The organism is Polaribacter sp. AHE13PA (assembly GCF_019278505.1).
Lineage (GTDB): Bacteria > Bacteroidota > Bacteroidia > Flavobacteriales > Flavobacteriaceae > Polaribacter.
On the sequence record NZ_CP058985.1, the window covers coordinates 1,064,530 to 1,081,867 of the forward strand.

14 protein-coding genes are annotated in these 17,338 nt (G+C 32.2%); 12 read left to right on the plus strand and 2 right to left on the minus strand.

The window, feature by feature from the left end:
* Positions 1-35 precede the first annotated feature (35 nt).
* From H0I28_RS04605 to H0I28_RS04620, 4 genes are all read left to right on the plus strand, one after another.
* Entirely contained in the window at positions 36-2,528 is a 2,493-nt protein-coding gene (locus H0I28_RS04605; protein WP_218761584.1) for an ABC transporter permease, read from the plus strand.
* Positions 2,529-2,580: 52 nt separating this feature from the next.
* Entirely contained in the window at positions 2,581-3,990 is a 1,410-nt protein-coding gene (locus H0I28_RS04610; RefSeq protein ID WP_218760704.1) for a YgcG family protein, read from the plus strand.
* Between the two features lie 103 nt (positions 3,991-4,093).
* Positions 4,094-6,718, plus strand: a complete 2,625-nt coding sequence (locus H0I28_RS04615; protein ID WP_218760705.1) for a TonB-dependent receptor — start codon at positions 4,094-4,096, stop codon at positions 6,716-6,718.
* 33 nt (positions 6,719-6,751) lie between these two features.
* Positions 6,752-8,041, plus strand: a complete 1,290-nt coding sequence (locus H0I28_RS04620) for an APC family permease (protein WP_218760706.1) — start codon at positions 6,752-6,754, stop codon at positions 8,039-8,041.
* A gap of 228 nt (positions 8,042-8,269) precedes the next feature.
* On the opposite strand, the gene H0I28_RS04625 is transcribed toward H0I28_RS04620, so the two are convergent.
* Positions 8,270-8,620: a helix-turn-helix domain-containing protein gene (locus tag H0I28_RS04625; RefSeq protein ID WP_218753109.1), complete on the minus strand. Its 351-nt coding sequence runs from the start codon at positions 8,618-8,620 to the stop codon at positions 8,270-8,272.
* 229 nt (positions 8,621-8,849) lie between these two features.
* Here H0I28_RS04625 and nfsB point away from each other — a divergent pair, with 229 nt between their 5' ends.
* Entirely contained in the window at positions 8,850-9,515 is a 666-nt protein-coding gene (nfsB, locus tag H0I28_RS04630) for an oxygen-insensitive NAD(P)H nitroreductase (protein WP_218760708.1), read from the plus strand.
* A 241-nt stretch (positions 9,516-9,756) separates the two neighbouring features.
* On the opposite strand, the gene H0I28_RS04635 is transcribed toward nfsB, so the two are convergent.
* Positions 9,757-10,137 (minus strand): Fur family transcriptional regulator, encoded by a 381-nt coding sequence (locus H0I28_RS04635; protein ID WP_218760709.1) that lies wholly within the window; start codon positions 10,135-10,137, stop codon positions 9,757-9,759.
* An 80-nt stretch (positions 10,138-10,217) separates the two neighbouring features.
* Here H0I28_RS04635 and H0I28_RS04640 point away from each other — a divergent pair, with 80 nt between their 5' ends.
* From H0I28_RS04640 to H0I28_RS04670, 7 genes are read left to right on the plus strand one after another with little or no spacing between them, the layout of a single operon-like run.
* Positions 10,218-10,622, plus strand: a complete 405-nt coding sequence (locus tag H0I28_RS04640; RefSeq protein ID WP_218730400.1) for a MerC domain-containing protein — start codon at positions 10,218-10,220, stop codon at positions 10,620-10,622.
* Positions 10,612-11,277 (plus strand): GTP cyclohydrolase I FolE, encoded by a 666-nt coding sequence (gene folE, locus H0I28_RS04645; RefSeq protein WP_218760710.1) that lies wholly within the window; start codon positions 10,612-10,614, stop codon positions 11,275-11,277. Before H0I28_RS04640 ends, folE begins: the two co-directional genes overlap by 11 nt.
* 52 nt (positions 11,278-11,329) lie before the next feature.
* On the plus strand, positions 11,330-13,003 hold the full coding sequence (locus H0I28_RS04650; protein ID WP_218760711.1) for a PhoX family phosphatase: 1,674 nt from the start codon (positions 11,330-11,332) through the stop codon (positions 13,001-13,003).
* Between the two features lie 23 nt (positions 13,004-13,026).
* A complete protein-coding gene (locus tag H0I28_RS04655) occupies positions 13,027-13,932 on the plus strand; it encodes a GTP-binding protein (protein WP_218760712.1) in 906 nt (301 codons plus the stop codon).
* A 47-nt stretch (positions 13,933-13,979) separates the two neighbouring features.
* Positions 13,980-15,191 (plus strand): GTP-binding protein, encoded by a 1,212-nt coding sequence (locus tag H0I28_RS04660; RefSeq protein WP_302850268.1) that lies wholly within the window; start codon positions 13,980-13,982, stop codon positions 15,189-15,191.
* 22 nt (positions 15,192-15,213) lie between these two features.
* Positions 15,214-15,924, plus strand: a complete 711-nt coding sequence (locus H0I28_RS04665) for an ABC transporter ATP-binding protein (protein WP_218760713.1) — start codon at positions 15,214-15,216, stop codon at positions 15,922-15,924.
* A gap of 2 nt (positions 15,925-15,926) precedes the next feature.
* Positions 15,927-17,336 carry a DUF3526 domain-containing protein gene (locus H0I28_RS04670; protein ID WP_218760714.1) on the plus strand — a complete coding sequence of 470 codons (1,410 nt, stop codon included), beginning with the start codon at positions 15,927-15,929 and terminating at the stop codon, positions 17,334-17,336.
* The last annotated feature ends 2 nt before the right edge of the window (positions 17,337-17,338 follow it).

Here is a 17,338-nt window from a genome sequence, read left to right on the forward strand (position 1 = left end):
TGACTTCAAAAGTAAATTTTAAGTGGCTATTAAAAATGGCTTGGAGAGACGGAAAAGCAAGCCTTTCTAGGTTGATGCTTTTTATGGCATCTATTATTTTAGGTATTGCAGCTGTAGTTTCCATTCAGTTATTTAGTGACAATTTAAAGCAAAACATAAAGCTACAGTCGAAATCCTTAATGGGAGCCGATTTTATTATTGATAGTAAACAAATACCTTCTAAAAAAGTACAAGCTATTATAGATTCTTTAGGCGCAGATGCATCTGAAGTCAATTTTGTGTCTATGGCTGCTTTTCCTAAAAATAATGGGACAAAATTAGTAAAGGTTAGAGCTATGGAAGGTGATTTTCCGTTTTACGGAGATTTATCTACGGAACCTGAAAATGCTGGTAAAAAATATCAAGAATTGGGAGGTGCTTTGGTAGATGCTACCTTGCTTTTACAATATAATATAAACCCTGGAGATTCTATTAAATTAGGTAAAAATACGTTTGAAATTATTGGTGCTTTAAAATCAATTCCGGGTAGTACAGCAATTTCTTCTTCTGTGGCACCAACGGTTTTAATTCCGTTTCGTTTTGTTGAAGAAACAGGGTTGTTACAATTAGGAAGTAGAAAAGAATATCAGTACTTTTTTGAAGCTCCTACAATGGATTTAGTCACTTTAGAAAACAAAACAGATCCTATTCTTAAGGCAGAAAATGCTGATTTAGATACGCATACAAGTACCAGTGAGCGATTGGGTAGAAGGTATGATAATGTAAGTCGATTTTTAAATTTAGTTGCTTTTATTGCACTTTTATTGGGGTGTATTGGTATTGCGAGCTCTGTACATATTTATATTAAGGAAAAACTAAAAAATGTAGCTGTTTTAAAATGTTTAGGAGCTTCTAGAAAACAAACTTTTTTAATTTATTTAATCCAAATTATTGGCATTGGGTTAATTGGCGGTTTAATTGGTGCTGTTATTGGAGTTAGTTTACAATATGCTTTTCCGTATCTCTTACAAGATTTTTTACCTTTTGATGTTGCCATTTCAATTTCTGCTCAACCTATAATAATGGGCGTTTCTTTAGGTGTTTTAATGTCCGTTTTATTTGCATTATTACCCTTGTTAGGTACTTGGTACGTATCTCCTTTAGAAGTTTTAAGAGGTTCTGAAGATAATTTACAAAAACCTAAAAAAGCACGAATTGCAGTAGTATTGGCAATTTTACTTTTCATTTATTTGTTTTCTTTTTGGATGCTAAAAGATGCCGTAAACGGATTGATTTTTACCGCAGGTATTTTTATCACTTTTGCAATTATGGCAGGTGTTGCTAATCTTTTCATCAAATTGATTAAAAAATTCTTCCCAAGTTCTTGGGGATATACAAAACGTCAAAGTTTATTGAATTTATTTAGACCCAATAATCAAACGATGGTACTTGTTTTAGCGGTTGGATTGGGGACTTTTCTAATAAGTACGTTATACTTTACGAAGGATATTTTACTAGCAAAAACATCCATAGAAAATAAAAAGAATGATGCGAATATTATTCTAATGGATGTTCAACAAAAGCAAGAAACGGCTATTTTAGAAACTTTTACTAGCAAAGGATTGGAAGTAATTGATAACATACCAATTATTACCATGCGTATGCAAAGTATTCATGGTAAAACGGTAAATGAGATTCGGAAAGATTCTACTATTAAAATGAAAAAATGGATCTTAAACAGAGAATTTAGAGTTACCTACAGAGAAGAATTAGCAGAAACCGAAGAAATTATAGAAGGTGAGTGGACAGGAAAAATGACTCAAGGAGTACCAATAAATATTTCTATTTCCGATAATTTTGCTGAAGATGCCAATTTAAAAATTGGAGATCCAATTGTTTTCAACATTCAAGGTGTGTTGATGGAAACCATCGTGGGAAGCATCAGAAAAGTAGATTGGAGTAGTATGAAAGTCAATTTTATGATTTTGTTTCCAAAGGGAGTTTTAGAAAATGCACCTCAATTTAATGTAATGACTACCCATGTACCAAATAAAGAAGGTTCTGCGGAATTACAGAGAGCGTTGGTGCAAGAATTCCCAAATGTTACTATTTTAGATTTACGTCAGGTTTTTACCATTGTAGAAGATATTTTAGATAAAATCTCTTGGATCATTAATTTTATGGCGTTTTTTAGCATTTTAACAGGTTTTATTGTGTTGATTGGTTCCGTTAGAAATAGTAAATACCAACGAATTAAAGAAAGTGTATTGTTAAGAACATTAGGTGCAAAAAGCAAACAAATTTTACAAATTACGGCCTTAGAATATGTCTACCTAGGAGTTTTGGGTAGTTTAACGGGTATTTTATTGTCTTTAATTGGTAGTCAATTATTAGCCACCTTTATATTTAAAGAACCGTTTATACCATCTGCAATTCCGTTTTTAGTTTTTCTCCCAGGAATTACATTTTTAGTAGTTGTAATTGGTTTGAGTAATTTAAAATCGGTTTTAAAAAGTCCGCCATTGGAAGTGTTGAGGAAAGAAGTTTAATCGAACATAGATAAAACCTAGTTTATTAGTTTTAAAAATATAAAAATAACTGATGAAAGTACACCATGCTACCTATTATAAACAGACTAAAAACTTTGTACTGTACAGCCTGCTGTTAGCCTGTTTTTTTACTCCAATATCAATTGTTAGTCAGGGAATTACGGAGGGTGCTACCAATGCTACAGAAGTAATAGACACTTCTGTCAAAAATCCTTTAGACCAAAAGACGGTTGAGCAACTAAAAATTACTTATCCAAGGTTTAAAGCACCAGTTTATAATAACGGAAAAGAAAGTTATTCAATTAAAGAGGTACCGAGTCCAAGAGGCAAAGGAATTATTGGATATGTATCCGATCCATATGATTATATTGATGCTTCTTCAGAAATTCAAATAAATCGATTATTATTTGAGTTAGAACAAAAATCATCTGTAGAAGTTGCAGTAGTTGTGGTTCCGAGTATTGGTAAAGAAATACCTAAACAATTTGCTGTAGATCTTTTCGAATTATGGGGTATTGGTAAAGCAGATACAGACAACGGATTGCTAATTTTAACGGTAATGGACCAGCGGAGAACAGAGTTTGAGGTTGGTTATGGTCTAGAACCAATTTTAACGGATGCTGTTTGTTATCGCATTGGCGTAAATGAAATTGTGCCTAATTTTAAGAATGGAAATTATGGTGAAGGGTTGGTAAATTCGGTGGTTAGAATACGTGAGTTTTTAGACAATCCACAAGTTATTCAGGAAGTCTACGGTACTAGTATTGTACATCAAAAAGATGAAGGTTATCAGTGGTATCATTATTTGTTAATTGGTTATGCTTTTGTTTGTATATTATTTTTTGTGTGGTATTACGGTGTAATATTTCAAACACAAGTATCTAAAGACGATTTTTATGACAAGTATAATCGATTGGACGAATTTAAATTAGGTTGTCTTATATATTTATTTCCAATTCCAATACTTTTCATTTCTAAATTGGTAAAAAAACGCTTGCAAGAATATCGTACAGCTCCTCGTTATAGTAAAGTGAATGGAGAATTATTACATCTAAAAAACGAATGGACAGAAAATGAATTTTTAGAAGCTGCTCAAATTTTAGAAGAAAACCTCAAATCTACTCGTTACGATGTTTGGGTAACGGAAGACCAAAGTGATATTTTAATTTTAGAATACGAAGGAATTAATAGCAGGAAGTATAGTGATTGCACAAAATGTGGTTATAAAACGTACGGAAAAAAATCTTCTAAACTTCTAAAAGCTGCAACTTATGCATCTGCAGGAGAGCGCGTTGATTTTTATGAATGTAGGAATTGTAATTATCAAGATGAAAAGAAGGTAGTTCTTGCTAAAAAAGTAAGACAGACTTCCTCGTCTTCTGGTTCTTCGTCATCTTTTTCTTCGTCATCAAGTTTTGGAGGTGGTAGTTCTGGTGGTGGTGGAGCGGGTGTTAGTTGGTAATCATTTACATCATAAAAAGGGTTCGAATATTTCGATTTTTATTATCTTGCACGGTTTTAATTAGATACTTTAATTCAATCAAAATTAGTTTAAATTAAAATTTATGAGGTCCTTTTTATTATTTATATTTCTAAGTACAACACTCTGTTTATCTGCTCAGAAAATATACAACGGAAAAGTTATTGATATCAATAACTCACCACTAGAAGACGTAAATGTTATTATCGAAGGTACATCAACAGGAACTATTACAGATAACAGTGGTAATTTTTCTGTTTCTAGCAATAATGAAAATGCAATTTTAGTTTTTTCTGCATTAGGGTTTAAAACTCAGAAACAACAAGGAGGACGAAACTTAACGATTGTTTTACAAGAATCATCAGAGATTCTTTCGGAAGTTGTACTGGTAGGAACAAGAAATCCAAGACAAACGAAATTAGAAACTCCTGTAGCGGTAGATATTGTAGATGTGTCTAAAATTAAATTAACAAGTGCACAAACTACGGCGAATGATTTGCTAGCGAATTTAGTACCTTCATTTAATTCTAATCGACAATCTTCTTCGGACGGAACAGAACATGTAGATCCTGCTTCTTTAAGAGGTTTAGGTCCAGATCAAGTTTTGGTACTTATCAACGGAAAAAGAAGACACACGACCTCGTTATTAAATAATCAAAACACGGTTGGAAACGGATCTGTTGGTACAGATTTATCTTCGATACCTTCAGCTGCTATCGATAGAATTGAAGTACTTAGAGATGGTGCTGCTGCTCAATACGGATCTGATGCTATTGCAGGGGTTATCAATATTATTTTAAAGAAAAATACAGGTTTAGAGGTGGGTACTACTTATGGTTTAACTTCGGAAGGCGATGGAGAAACTTTTAATTTAAATGTAAATTATGGTACCAAAATAGGCAATAAAGGTGGTTTTATAAACCTTACGGCAGAATTTAACGATAGAGGTAAAACAAGTAGAAGTCAAAATCATAATTTGGTTATTTATGACCAGTCTGATTTAGGCAATTTCTTTGCGTATGATTTTTCTAATGATGGTGCCAGAGAACGTGATAACGAATTGATTAATGCTGCTGGTTTAACTCGTGATGATTTTAATTTTCAAATTGGAGATGCGGCTATAACCAATACCCAGGTTTTTATAAACCTTGAACTTCCCACAAGTGAAAATGGCACTTTTTACGCTGCAGGTGGTGGAAACTATAGAACGGGTAATGGTTTTGGTTTTAGAAGATTACCTTCAGAAGGTCATGTTTTAGAGTTATATCCAAACGGGTTTCAACCCATGTTAGAATCTACAGTTGTCGATCTTTCTTTAATTGCAGGTTATAAAACAAAACTTGGTGAATGGGATTTTGATTTGAGTAATACCAATGGTTACAATCAATTTGATTATGGCATTTCTAATACTGTAAATGATGCATTGGGCATTAATAGTCCGACTTCTTTTGATGCAGGTGGACATACTTTTTTACAAAATACCGTAAACTTAGACTTTTCTAAATTTGATGATACTATCATGAGCGGACTTGGTTTGGCTTTTGGTGCTGAATACAGATACGAGAATTATACGATTTATGCAGGTGAAGAAGGTTCGTATATTGGCAATGGAGCAAATTCATTTCCAGGTTTTGCACCGAATAATGAAGTAGATGAGCAAAGATCTTCTGTAGGAATATATGCAGATGTTGAGCTTAATTTTACTGACAAATTCTTAGTTGATGTAGCTGGTAGATTCGAAAATTATAATGATTTTGGGAACACCATTAACGGAAAAATAGCAGCAAGATATAAATTAACAGATGCTGTTGTTTTAAGAGGTGCATTTGGAACCGGATTTAGAGCGCCATCTTTACAACAACAATATTTTAATAATATCGCTACCGATTTGGTTGATGGAAACCTTATTAATGGAGGTACGTTTAGAAACGATAGTGAAATTGCTCAGACTTTAGGTATTCCTGAATTAAAAGAAGAAACTTCTACAAGTATAAGTCTTGGTTTAACAGCTAAGGTTACCAATAATTTTCAAATTACTTTAGATGCTTATAAAGTTGATATTGACGATAGAATTATTTATACAGGTAGTTTAGGTAATGATGTTTATGGTGATGAAATATCAGAATTACAAGATATTCTTAAGCCACTAGGTGTTTCTTCTGCACGTTTTTTTACAAATGCTATTAATACATCCACTGCAGGTGTAGATTTGGTAATGAATTATAAAGTCCCTTTAAGTGAAGGTGCATTAAACTTTTCTTTATTGTACAACCATAATGAAACGGAAGTAGACGATACACTTAATAATGTTCCGGACATTTTTGTAGGTCAAGAAGATGTGTATTTTGGTGCTCAAGAAAAAAGTTTAATTGAATCTAATAATCCTCAAGACAAAGCAATATTTACGGTCGATTTAACAAAAAATAAGTTTGGCGTAATGTTAAGAAACACGTATTGGGGAGAAATAACTAGAAATGGTTTTCCTTTTGGAGGCGCTCAATTACATTCAGGAAAAGTGACTACAGACTTAACAGGCTCTTGCAATATCAATGATAATCTTTCTTTAACAGTTGGAGCAAATAACTTATTTGATGTATTGCCAGATGAACAAATTTATGACAACAGTTATTTTGGTGTATTTAAATATGCATCGGTTCAAATGGGAACAACTGGAGCATTTTATTTTGCAAGATTAAACTACAAAATATAATTAGATATTTCTGAAAAGGAATAACCAAGGTTCATGAAAAGTAAACACAAAATAGGGTGGAAGACAGCAGCAGCTTTGGTTATTTCCAATATGATTGGTACTGGAGTTTTTACCAGTTTAGGGTATCAATTAACTGATATTCAAAATACATGGAGTATCGTGCTAATTTGGTTGTTAGGTGGTTTATTTGCTTTAATTGGTGCATTAACTTATGCCGAATTAGGTACAAATTTTGATGATTCTGGTGGAGATTACGTATTTCTATCTAAATTAATTCATCCAATTGTTGGGTATATTTACGCTTGGGTTTCCTTAACTGTTGGTTTTTCGGCTCCGATTGCTATTTCTGTAATGGCGATGAAAAGCTATTTAAATCCTATAAATCCAACTATATTTAACGATTGGTTCGGTATTTTGGTGATTTTAATATTGACTGCAATTCACTCTATAAGCGTTGGGCAAAGCGGAAAATTTCAAAACATTTCTACAGGTGTTAAAATTGGTTTTGTACTAATTTTAATCATACTCGGTTTTAGTTTTGTACCTACGCAAGATGTAACCGCTATAGATCTTAGTAATTCTTGGCAAGACGAAATATTATTACCTGGTTTTGCTGTTTCACTATTATATGTAACATATGCATATACAGGTTGGAATTCTGCCGCATACATCGTGGATGAAATTGATGATGCAAGAAGAAATTTACCAAAAGCTTTACTATTCGGAACTGCATTAGTCACCATAATTTACGTACTGCTGCAAGTTGTATTTTTAAAACATGCTTCTGTAGATCAACTTTCGGGTAAGGTGGAAGTCGCTTTTATTTCTTTTAAAAACATCTTTGGCACAGAAGGAGGAAACTGGGTGAGTTACTTAATTGCCATACAACTTATTGCAACCGTAAGCGGTTATCTTTGGATTGGGTCTAGAATAACATTTGCAATGGCTAAAGATCATTCTTTTTGGAGGAAAATAGCCGTTAAAAACAAAAACGGAATACCAGTAAGAGCTTTGTGGTTACAAGCAGGAATAAGTATTGTATTAACGCTTACAGGTACTTTTGAGCAAGTTCTTTTATATGCTAGTTTCTTATTACAATTAATGGGAACCTTAACCGTTGCTTCTATATTTTGGTTAAAAGGAAGAAAAGGAGCTTTTAAGAGTCCGTTAAAACCATTTCTACAAATTGTTTTTGTGGTTTTTAGTATATGGATATTAGGGTATATGCTAATGGAAAAACCGAAAGAAAGTGCCATCGGGTTGTTGTTTGTATTAACTGGTATTGTAACGTACTTCTTTTCTGACAGAACAAATAAACAGTAATTCTTATTGTAAAAGAGTTCATTAAAACTCAAGTATTTTTTATCAATTATATTAAAATAATGTTTATAAACATCATATAATATAGAGTTTACATAACTTTATTTAAGGTTTTAGTTTAATGTTTAAAAATATTATATATTCATCAGATTTAAGAATTCTAACTTTGGAAAAGTTGGAAAATAGGGGTAAAATATGATGTATTTAACGTGTGTTTGTAAGTCTTAGTATTTAAATATTAACACCAACACTTTTATCTTTTTCAAGCACAGAAAAACCCCAATCTGCTATAGATTGTACAACCGGAATTAAAGTTTTACCAAAATCGGTTAATGAATATGATACTTTTAAAGGAGCTTTAGAGGTAAAAACGGTTCTATTAATAATACCATCCTCCTCCAAAGCTTTTAATTGTAGACTTAAGGTTCTTTCTGTAACTGTTGGCATTTCCTTTCTTAATTCATTGTAGCGAAGTGCAGTGTTTCGTAAATGAAATAAAATAACCGTTTTCCATTTACCACCAATCATTCCCATAGTTAAACTTGCGCAACAAGGATATTCTTTTCCTTTATATGTGTACATAAGGCTGTAATTTTTTTTTGAACCAACAAAGATATAATACTATACTAAGGTATACAACTATACTTTTTATAGTAAATTTAACATTTGATTTAAGTAATTGTATTTTAGTTATTTAAGCGTGTTTTATAAGAGGGTTTGGGTACTATCCTTTTTGACCGTTCTTGTGAGATACAAATGCTCTGTATACTTTTGTCACTGTAAAAATGATAGTAAAATAAAAAAATATAATATGAACTTACAAGAAACATTAAACTGGAGATACACCACTAAGGAATTTGATCCAACCAAGAAAATATCTGATGCGGATATGGTGCAAGTTAAAAATTTACTAAGAATGAGTCCTTCAAGTGTAAACCTTCAACCTTGGCATTTTATTATTGCAGAAACTACCGAAGGAAAAGCACGTATGGCAAAGGGGGCAAAAGGTTTTTTTCATTTTAACGAACCAAAAGTGGTAAACGCTTCTGCAGTTGTATTATTCTGTTCAAAAACAAGTGAAGGTGCAGATGATGCTTATTTTAAACACCTTTTAGAGTTACAAGATAAAGATGGAAGATTCCCAAATGAAGACGTCAAAAATGGTATGTATGGAGCAATGAATGCTTTTGCAAACATTCATAAATATGACTTAAAAGACTATCAACATTGGATGGAAAAACAAGTATACTTAAACATTGGAAGCTTTTTATTAGGAGTTGCAAGTTTAGAAATAGATGCAACAGCAATGGAGGGTATTGATGTAAAAGCATTGGATGAAGAATTCGGATTAAGAGAAAAAGGTTTCACTTCTTTAGTAGCTGTTTCTTTGGGCTATAGAACTGAATCTGATTTTAATTCAACAGAAAAAACACCAAAATCTAGATTGGCTGAAAGTGAGATTTTTACGGTAATATAAACTTTTAGGATATTATAGAATAAATGAACCTACAAGTATTTTTTTTGGAGCTTCTTAAAATTCGTTATAAAAAATATATACAGTTACAGAAACATTATTTGCATAGGAAATAACGGTAATTTTAAGTCGAATAAACAGTATAAGTATCTGCTTTTTACTAATAAAATCTTTTGATCATAAATTAAAATTAAGCGTATTATAAAACTAATTAAATAAATTACAAGTTATTTAGTTGGTTTTTTTATCCAATACATCCTTCACATTTCCCTTGTATAAGCACCTGGGAAAAAGCTATTTGTCTGTTCTCTATTTTAGGGATAACAACTTTTACTTGTAAGCAATCTACTTTACCGCAACTTAGACATTGAAAATGCGGATGCACATCTTTGTGCTCTGTAGCTGAACATCCGGTACATTTAGCATACCACTTAAGTCCATCTTTACCAAGAAAAGAATGCAAAACACCATCATCTTCTAGCTTATCTAAAATACGATATATCGTTGTTTTGTTAAATTCAGTATCTAATTGATTTATTAGCATTTTTGCAGAAATAGCTACAGAACTGTTTTTAAACTCATTAAGTAATACTTCTACAGCCTTTGTTTTTCTAATAATTCCCATATAACAAATATAGTGCAACTTAGTTGTAATAACAAATTTATTATTTACATTTGCAACTCAGTTGTATTAATAAAATAGTAATGATTATCTCAAAACAAAAATCCGATAGCATTGGTGCTATAGCAAGTTCTCTTTGTCTTATACATTGTGCTGCTACTCCCTTATTGTTTATAGTGCAAGCAGGCGCATCAGCTTGTTGCAGTACGACACCTGTTTGGTGGAAATTTATAGATTATTTCTTTTTAGTAATCTCCTTTTTTGCCATTTATAGATCTACGGAAACTACTACAAATACCTGGATGAAACCTGCCTTGTGGTTTAGTTGGTTGCTACTGTTTATTGTGATTATCAATGAAAAAATAGCATTGCTTTCTATACCAGAAAGCGCAATTTATATACCAGCAATTGCACTAATTATTTTACATACCTATAATAGAAAATATTGCCAGTGTAAAACCGATAAATGTTGTACAAATGAAAAATAAAAAACAAATAGAAATTGTAGGTGACAATCATTTCTCATCAAGTATAAGAACACCTTTACGTGCAGATGCTTTTGATAAAAGTGATGAAGAAAAAATAGAAAACATCCAATATCATTTTAAAAAGATTATGGAAGAAATGGGCTTAGATTTAACTGATGATAGTTTGTCTGGCACTCCATATCGTGTTGCTAAAATGTATGTAAAAGAGTTGTTTTATGGCTTAAACCCTATAAACAAACCTAAACTATCCACTTTTGAAAACAAATATGGGTATAATAAAATGTTAGTAGAACAAAATATTACGATAGATTCTGCTTGCGAACATCACTTTTTGCCAATAATAGGGTATGCAAATGTGGCATATGTTCCTAAAGACAAAGTAATCGGTTTGTCTAAGATAAATCGGTTGGTAGATTATTATGCACGCCGTCCGCAAGTACAAGAAAGACTTGTACTTCAAATTTTGAACGATTTACAAACTATTTTAGGTACTAAAGATGTAATTGTTTCGGTGACAGCAAAACACCTTTGTGTTTCTTCTAGAGGTATCAAAGATCAAAGCAGTTTTACAACCACTATAGAATATGGAGGTTGTTTTACTGAAACAGAAAAACGTAACGATTTCTTAAAGATCATCGCTCAAGAAAAAATATAATTTAGCTTTTAATTAATTACGAATTAATAATTATTTAAAGCAAGAATGTAATATGGAATATAATCGAAGAAAATTTATATCTTTTATTGGTAAAGCAGGAGTAGGTTTAGCGATTGCTCCTCAGTTTTTAGTAAGTTGTGGCAATACAACAACTCCAGCAAAAGGAATTGATGTTATGTCTGATGACCAATTTAAAACTTTAAAAAATTTGGTTTTAGAAGGATTATTGCCTTCGGATAAAGACGATTTATTATTAGCGAATGGATTAGAGTATCATTCCATCATTAAATGGGGAGAAAACATTAATAATGCCGATACTTTTGGATTCAATAATGATTTTATCTGTTTTATTCCTTTAGATGATAACAATCCTAAAGATGGCTTGTTATGGGTAAACCATGAATATATAAATCCATTTTTCGTTTCTGACTATAATGAATCCAAAGAAAATAAAGTACCAAAAACAAAAGAGCAAGTAGATAAAGAAATGTACAATGTTGGTGGCAGTATTGTACGAATAAAAGAGGAAAATGGCATTTGGAAAGTTGTTGAAAATGATCCTCATAACAGACGTATTACAGCCAATACACCTATGACATTAAATTGGGATACTCCAATTAAAGAAGCGACTACCGTATTTGGAACAAATAGTAATTGTTCTGGCGGAATTACACCATGGAAAACATTTATTACCTGCGAAGAAAACTATGATGCCTGCTTTGGAGAAACAGAATATGATGAAAATAACAATCCTTCTCATCGAGCAAGTGAATACGGATGGGAAACGTTTTATAACTATCCACCAGAGCATTATGGTTGGGTAGTTGAAGTAAATCCAAAAGACGGAACTGCACAAAAACATATCGCCTTAGGGCGTTTTGCACACGAATGTTGTACACTTTACGAACTAGAAGATAAACGTGTTGTTGCATATACTGGTGATGATCATAACGATGAACATCTGTATAAATTTATCTCTTCTAAACCAGGTTCTTTAAAAGAAGGAATACTTTATGTGGCGGATACCATCAACGGAAAATGGTTGGCTATGGATTGGGAGAATCAACCGATTTTAAAAAGTAAATTCAAAGACCAAACAGAAGTTTTAATTAGAGCTAGAGAAGCTGCAAAACTAATTGGAGCTACTGCATTAAACAGACCTGAAGACATAGAAATAGATCCTATTACCGGAAACATTTTTGTCTCCTTAACAAATAACAAACCAAAAGGTGATTACCACGGATCAATTTTAAAAATTGAAGAAACAAATGGTGCTTTTGATTCGCTAACCTTTAAAGCAGAAACGTACAAAGCAGGAGGAGAGGAATCAGGATTTTCTTGTCCGGATAACTTAGCATTCGATTTAGCAGGGAATCTTTGGATGACATCAGACATGTCTGGTAGTGCAATGAATAGAGCCGATAAACCGTATTTACCTTTTAAAAACAACAGTTTATTTGTAATTCCGAGATACGGAAAAGACGCTGGTAAAGTAATTAGAGTTGCCACAGCACCAAGAGATGCGGAACTAACAGGACCTTGGTTTTCTCCTGATGGTAAAACCTTGTTTTTAAGTGTTCAACATCCTGGTGAACAAACAAAAGATTTAAGTAGCCCTACAAGTACGTGGCCTTTTGATAAAGATAATATTCCTAAACCTGCAGTGGTAGCAATTACAGGAAATTTAATAGAAAAAATGAATAAATTAAATTTACTAGAAGTATAAATCAGCGTAAGCGTTTTTACAATATGGAAGCAATTATTACCATTGTCGGCTTTTTAGGATCAGGGAAAACTACTTTATTAAACTATTTAATAGATCGTTTTACTGAAAAAGAATGGAATCCTTTTGTGATCTTAAATGATTATGAAAATGCCAATATGGATGTACAGCAGTTTCTAGATAAAGTAGATAACAAACATATAAAAGCGCTTACCGGAAGTTGTATTTGTTGCAGTGGCATACATGAACTTAGAAATTATGTAAACGGAATTCCTATTAGAAAAAACGGAATTACTTTAATTGAAGCCAACGGAACATCAGATGCATGTGCACTTATGGAGTTTTTAGGAGTAGGTGTAAACAATCGGTTTTTACCACCTATACAAATCTCTGTGGTAGATGTACTAAATTGGCAAAAAAGAGGAGAACATAATGATTTAGAAGCGAATCAAATACAGGTATCCTCTTTAATTGTGTTGACACATCTTGATGGGGCTTCAGAACATAGGAAGGAATTGGTGGTTAAAGACTTAAAAAAACACAACCCTTTTGCTAAAATTATCACTTTAGATGCACTAGACGTTGAGTTGTTACCCATTCTTTTACCTTCTAAAAATGTGGTTGATAAATTAGCGCATCAAAAAGCACATTGGTCTTCTTGTTCTATAGATTTACCTGTTTTACCTTCTAAAGAGTGCATAGATTTTATTTGTAATCAGTTGCCTAAGAGTATACTTAGAGTTAAAGGTTGTGTACAAATAGCTAAAGAAACAAATTACACTTATTTTGAAAGAACTCCAGACGGAAAAATATTTGTAAGACCTTTTAAAGGCGTGCCAATAACAGGAACTAAATTACTAACTATTGGTGCTGGTAGTGAACCTGCTGTTTTAGAACAAGCGATTGCAAATAGCCTAAATACCTTCAATTAATTACGATAACCTTCATAAATAATCCCAATTCAAAATATAAAATAATAATGATAAAAGGAATTAAAAAATTACCAGTAACTGTTTTAAGTGGATTTTTAGGAGCTGGTAAAACCACATTATTAAATCATATTTTGCATAACAAAGAAGGGTTAAAAGTAGCTGTTATTGTAAATGATATGAGTGAGGTGAATATAGACGCTCAGTTTCTAGAAAATGAAAACACACTTTCTAGAACCGAAGAAAAGTTAGTCGAAATGTCTAACGGATGTATTTGCTGTACGTTACGAGAAGATTTAATGATTGAGGTTGAAAAACTAGCTGCTCAAAATAAATTTGATTATTTACTTATAGAAAGCACCGGAATTAGTGAACCGATTCCTGTTGCTCAAACTTTTACATTTGAAAGTGAAGATGGTAAAATAGATTTAAGCAAGTTTAGCTATATAGATACGATGGTTACGGTGGTAGATGCTTTTAATTTCTTAAAAGATTTTTCTAGTGCAGATTATTTAGCCACAAGAGAGTTGACGAATATAGAAGGAGACGATAGAACTATTGTAAACCTGTTAACAGACCAAATTGAATTTGCAAACGTAATTATTTTGAATAAAATAGATTTAGTTACTGAAGAACAAATAGCAACGCTGCATGCAATTATTCAAAAATTAAATCCTGAAGCAAGTATTATTACCACACAAAACTCTAAAGTTGTAATAGAAAGCGTTTTAAACACGGGGTTATTTGATTATGAAAAAGCAGAAGCTTCTGCAGGTTGGTTAAAAGAATTAGAAAATGAGCACGTGCCAGAAACGGAAGAATACGGAATTAACTCTCTCGTTTATAGGAGTAAAAAACCATTTCATCCAGCGCGATTTTTAAACTATTTAAATACAGATTTTCCTCAGAATATTATAAGAAGTAAAGGGCTTTTTTGGTTAGCCTCTAGGTCTGACCAAGCTTTACTTTGGAGTTCCGCAGGAGGATCTTGTAAAGCAGACTCTGCAGGTGTTTGGTGGGCATCAATGTCTTTTGGAGAACGCATTAGTTCTGCTGTTTTTGTAGAAAATAAAGACGATATAGAAAAAGGTTGGGACGCCATATATGGAGACCGTAAAATAGAATTAGTTTTTATTGGTCAATATTTAGAGAAAGAAGCCATAATCGCTCAATTAAACACTTGTTTATTAACTGATAAAGAAATAGAAACATGGAAAACTAAATCATTTCCGCAAGAAGATCAATGGCCAATAACACAATAAAAACATCACTAAAATAAATCACATGATTAAAACAGAAAAACTGACAAAGAAATATGGAGATTTCGTTGCTTTAAATGAATTATCCTTACAGGTAAAATCAGGCGAAATATATTGTCTTTTAGGTGCTAATGGAGCGGGAAAATCTACCACTATAAATTTATTGTTAGGTTTTCTAAAAGCAACTTCTGGTACAGCATTGATTAATGGAAAAGATGTAGAAAAGAACAATTTAGAAACCAAAAAAGACATCGCTTATATTCCCGAGAACTTAATGTTGTACCCAACATTGAACGCTGTAGAAAATCTTGATTACTTTTCTGGTATTGGTGGTCAGAATTTTAAAAAAGAACAGTTAGAATCTCTTTTAACACAAGCAGGTTTACAATCGGATGCTTTTTACAAACGCACCAATGCTTTTTCTAAGGGAATGCGACAAAAAGTAGGGATTGCTATTGCACTTGCTAAACAGGCAAAAGTACTTTTGTTAGATGAACCAACCTCTGGTTTAGATCCTAAAGCAAGTAACGAATTTGGTTTATTACTACAAGAACTTAAAAAGAAAAATGTAGCTATTTTAATGGCTACACACGATCTTTTTAGAGCAAAAGAAATTGCTACAAATATAGGGATTATGAAAAACGGACAATTGTTAGAACAATTTGTTTCTAAAGACATTTCTTTATCAGAATTAGAGAAAGTATATCTTAAAACCATGATTGTAAATACGCCGTAAAAATGATTAAAAAAACAATTATAAAAGAAATCCAAGAGCTCTTTAGAGATGGTCGTGTTAAACTTTCTGGAATTATTGTATTGTTATTATTGCTTGTTTCGGTTTGGATAAGCAGAAATCAATATAAAAAATCAATTGAAGAAGTAGCATCAGCAAAAACAGAAGAACGTGCTGTTTGGGAAAATCAGGGAGAGAAAAATCCGCATTCTGCGGCACATTATGGTAATTATGTATTTAAACCTAAACATCCACTTTCGTTATTAGATCAAGGTGTTAATAAATACACAGGTACTTCTATTTTTTTAGAAGCACACAAACGTAATGAAGCACAATTTAGTAGTGTTGCAGACCAAACAGGTTTGGCGCGTTTTGGAGTGCTTTCACCAGATTTTATTTTACTATTTATCTTACCGCTTTTAATTATTTTAATAGGATATAATAGTGTTACCAAAGAAAGAGAAATGGAAACTATGGCTTTATTAAAGAGTCAGGGTATGGTATATTGGAAAATGATTTTAGGAAAGTGGGTCTCTATTTTTCTGCCTATTTTTATTCTTACAACCTTATTATTTCTGCTTTCGGGTATGGTACTCTCATTTATAGAAGGCTATACATCGTTTAGTTGGCTTTCTTTAGGTTTATTGCTATTGATCTATTTATTTTATTATACTGTATTTATCAATATTGTACTTTTTATTTCTATTCAAGTTAAAAAATCGAGTGTGTCGCTTGTTGTCGCATTGGGTGTTTGGATTATCTCTTGCTTAGTAGCGCCAAAAGTTGCTAGTAATTTTGCGGAATCAAAATATCCATATCCAACTCATCAAGAATTTGCGACTACTATTTCTGATGCTAAAAAAGAAGGGTTAGACGGACATAACCCTTGGAGTGAAGCTTCTAAACAATTAGAAAAAGACGTGTTATTAGAATATGGTGTGGATAGTTTAAACCAACTTCCTTTTAATTTTATTGCGTATCGTATGCAAAAAGGAGAGGAGTATCAAGCTAGTATATATAAAAAGCATTATGCTGTTTTAAAGGCACAGTTTCAAAAGCAAGTAGCTACGTACAATACACTTTCTGTTATTTCACCGTTTCTTTCTGCTCGATTTTTATCTATGGGAATTGCTCGTACGGATTATCAATCTCATTGGGATTTTGCTGATGCTTCTGAAAGTTATAGAATTGAAACACAAAAGTTTTTAAATGATAATTACGCGAATAACACAAGTTATATGGAGCGTGGTTATTTAGCAAAATCAGATACTTGGAAAAACCTTCCGAAGTTTGAGTACGAGCATGTAAACTTAAGTACTGTTTTAAAACAACAGAAAATTAGTATGCTTATTTTATTGGCTTGGGTATTGTTTACCACCTCTTTATTATTCGTTTTTAACCGTAAAAAAAATTAACT

Excerpts from the sequence above, each read along its gene's own strand:
- H0I28_RS04605 (WP_218761584.1), top strand. The coding sequence starts at position 36 with ATGGCTTGGAGAGACGGAAAAGCAAGCCTTTCTAGGTTGATGCTTTTT.
- H0I28_RS04610 (WP_218760704.1), top strand. The coding sequence starts at position 2,581 with ATGAAAGTACACCATGCTACCTATTATAAACAGACTAAAAACTTTGTA.
- H0I28_RS04615 (WP_218760705.1), top strand. The coding sequence starts at position 4,094 with ATGAGGTCCTTTTTATTATTTATATTTCTAAGTACAACACTCTGTTTA.
- H0I28_RS04620 (WP_218760706.1), top strand. The coding sequence starts at position 6,752 with ATGAAAAGTAAACACAAAATAGGGTGGAAGACAGCAGCAGCTTTGGTT.
- H0I28_RS04625 (WP_218753109.1), bottom strand. The coding sequence starts at position 8,620 with ATGTACACATATAAAGGAAAAGAATATCCTTGTTGCGCAAGTTTAACT.
- nfsB (WP_218760708.1), top strand. The coding sequence starts at position 8,850 with ATGAACTTACAAGAAACATTAAACTGGAGATACACCACTAAGGAATTT.
- H0I28_RS04635 (WP_218760709.1), bottom strand. The coding sequence starts at position 10,137 with ATGGGAATTATTAGAAAAACAAAGGCTGTAGAAGTATTACTTAATGAG.
- H0I28_RS04640 (WP_218730400.1), top strand. The coding sequence starts at position 10,218 with ATGATTATCTCAAAACAAAAATCCGATAGCATTGGTGCTATAGCAAGT.
- folE (WP_218760710.1), top strand. The coding sequence starts at position 10,612 with ATGAAAAATAAAAAACAAATAGAAATTGTAGGTGACAATCATTTCTCA.
- H0I28_RS04650 (WP_218760711.1), top strand. The coding sequence starts at position 11,330 with ATGGAATATAATCGAAGAAAATTTATATCTTTTATTGGTAAAGCAGGA.
- H0I28_RS04655 (WP_218760712.1), top strand. The coding sequence starts at position 13,027 with ATGGAAGCAATTATTACCATTGTCGGCTTTTTAGGATCAGGGAAAACT.
- H0I28_RS04660 (WP_302850268.1), top strand. The coding sequence starts at position 13,980 with ATGATAAAAGGAATTAAAAAATTACCAGTAACTGTTTTAAGTGGATTT.
- H0I28_RS04665 (WP_218760713.1), top strand. The coding sequence starts at position 15,214 with ATGATTAAAACAGAAAAACTGACAAAGAAATATGGAGATTTCGTTGCT.
- H0I28_RS04670 (WP_218760714.1), top strand. The coding sequence starts at position 15,927 with ATGATTAAAAAAACAATTATAAAAGAAATCCAAGAGCTCTTTAGAGAT.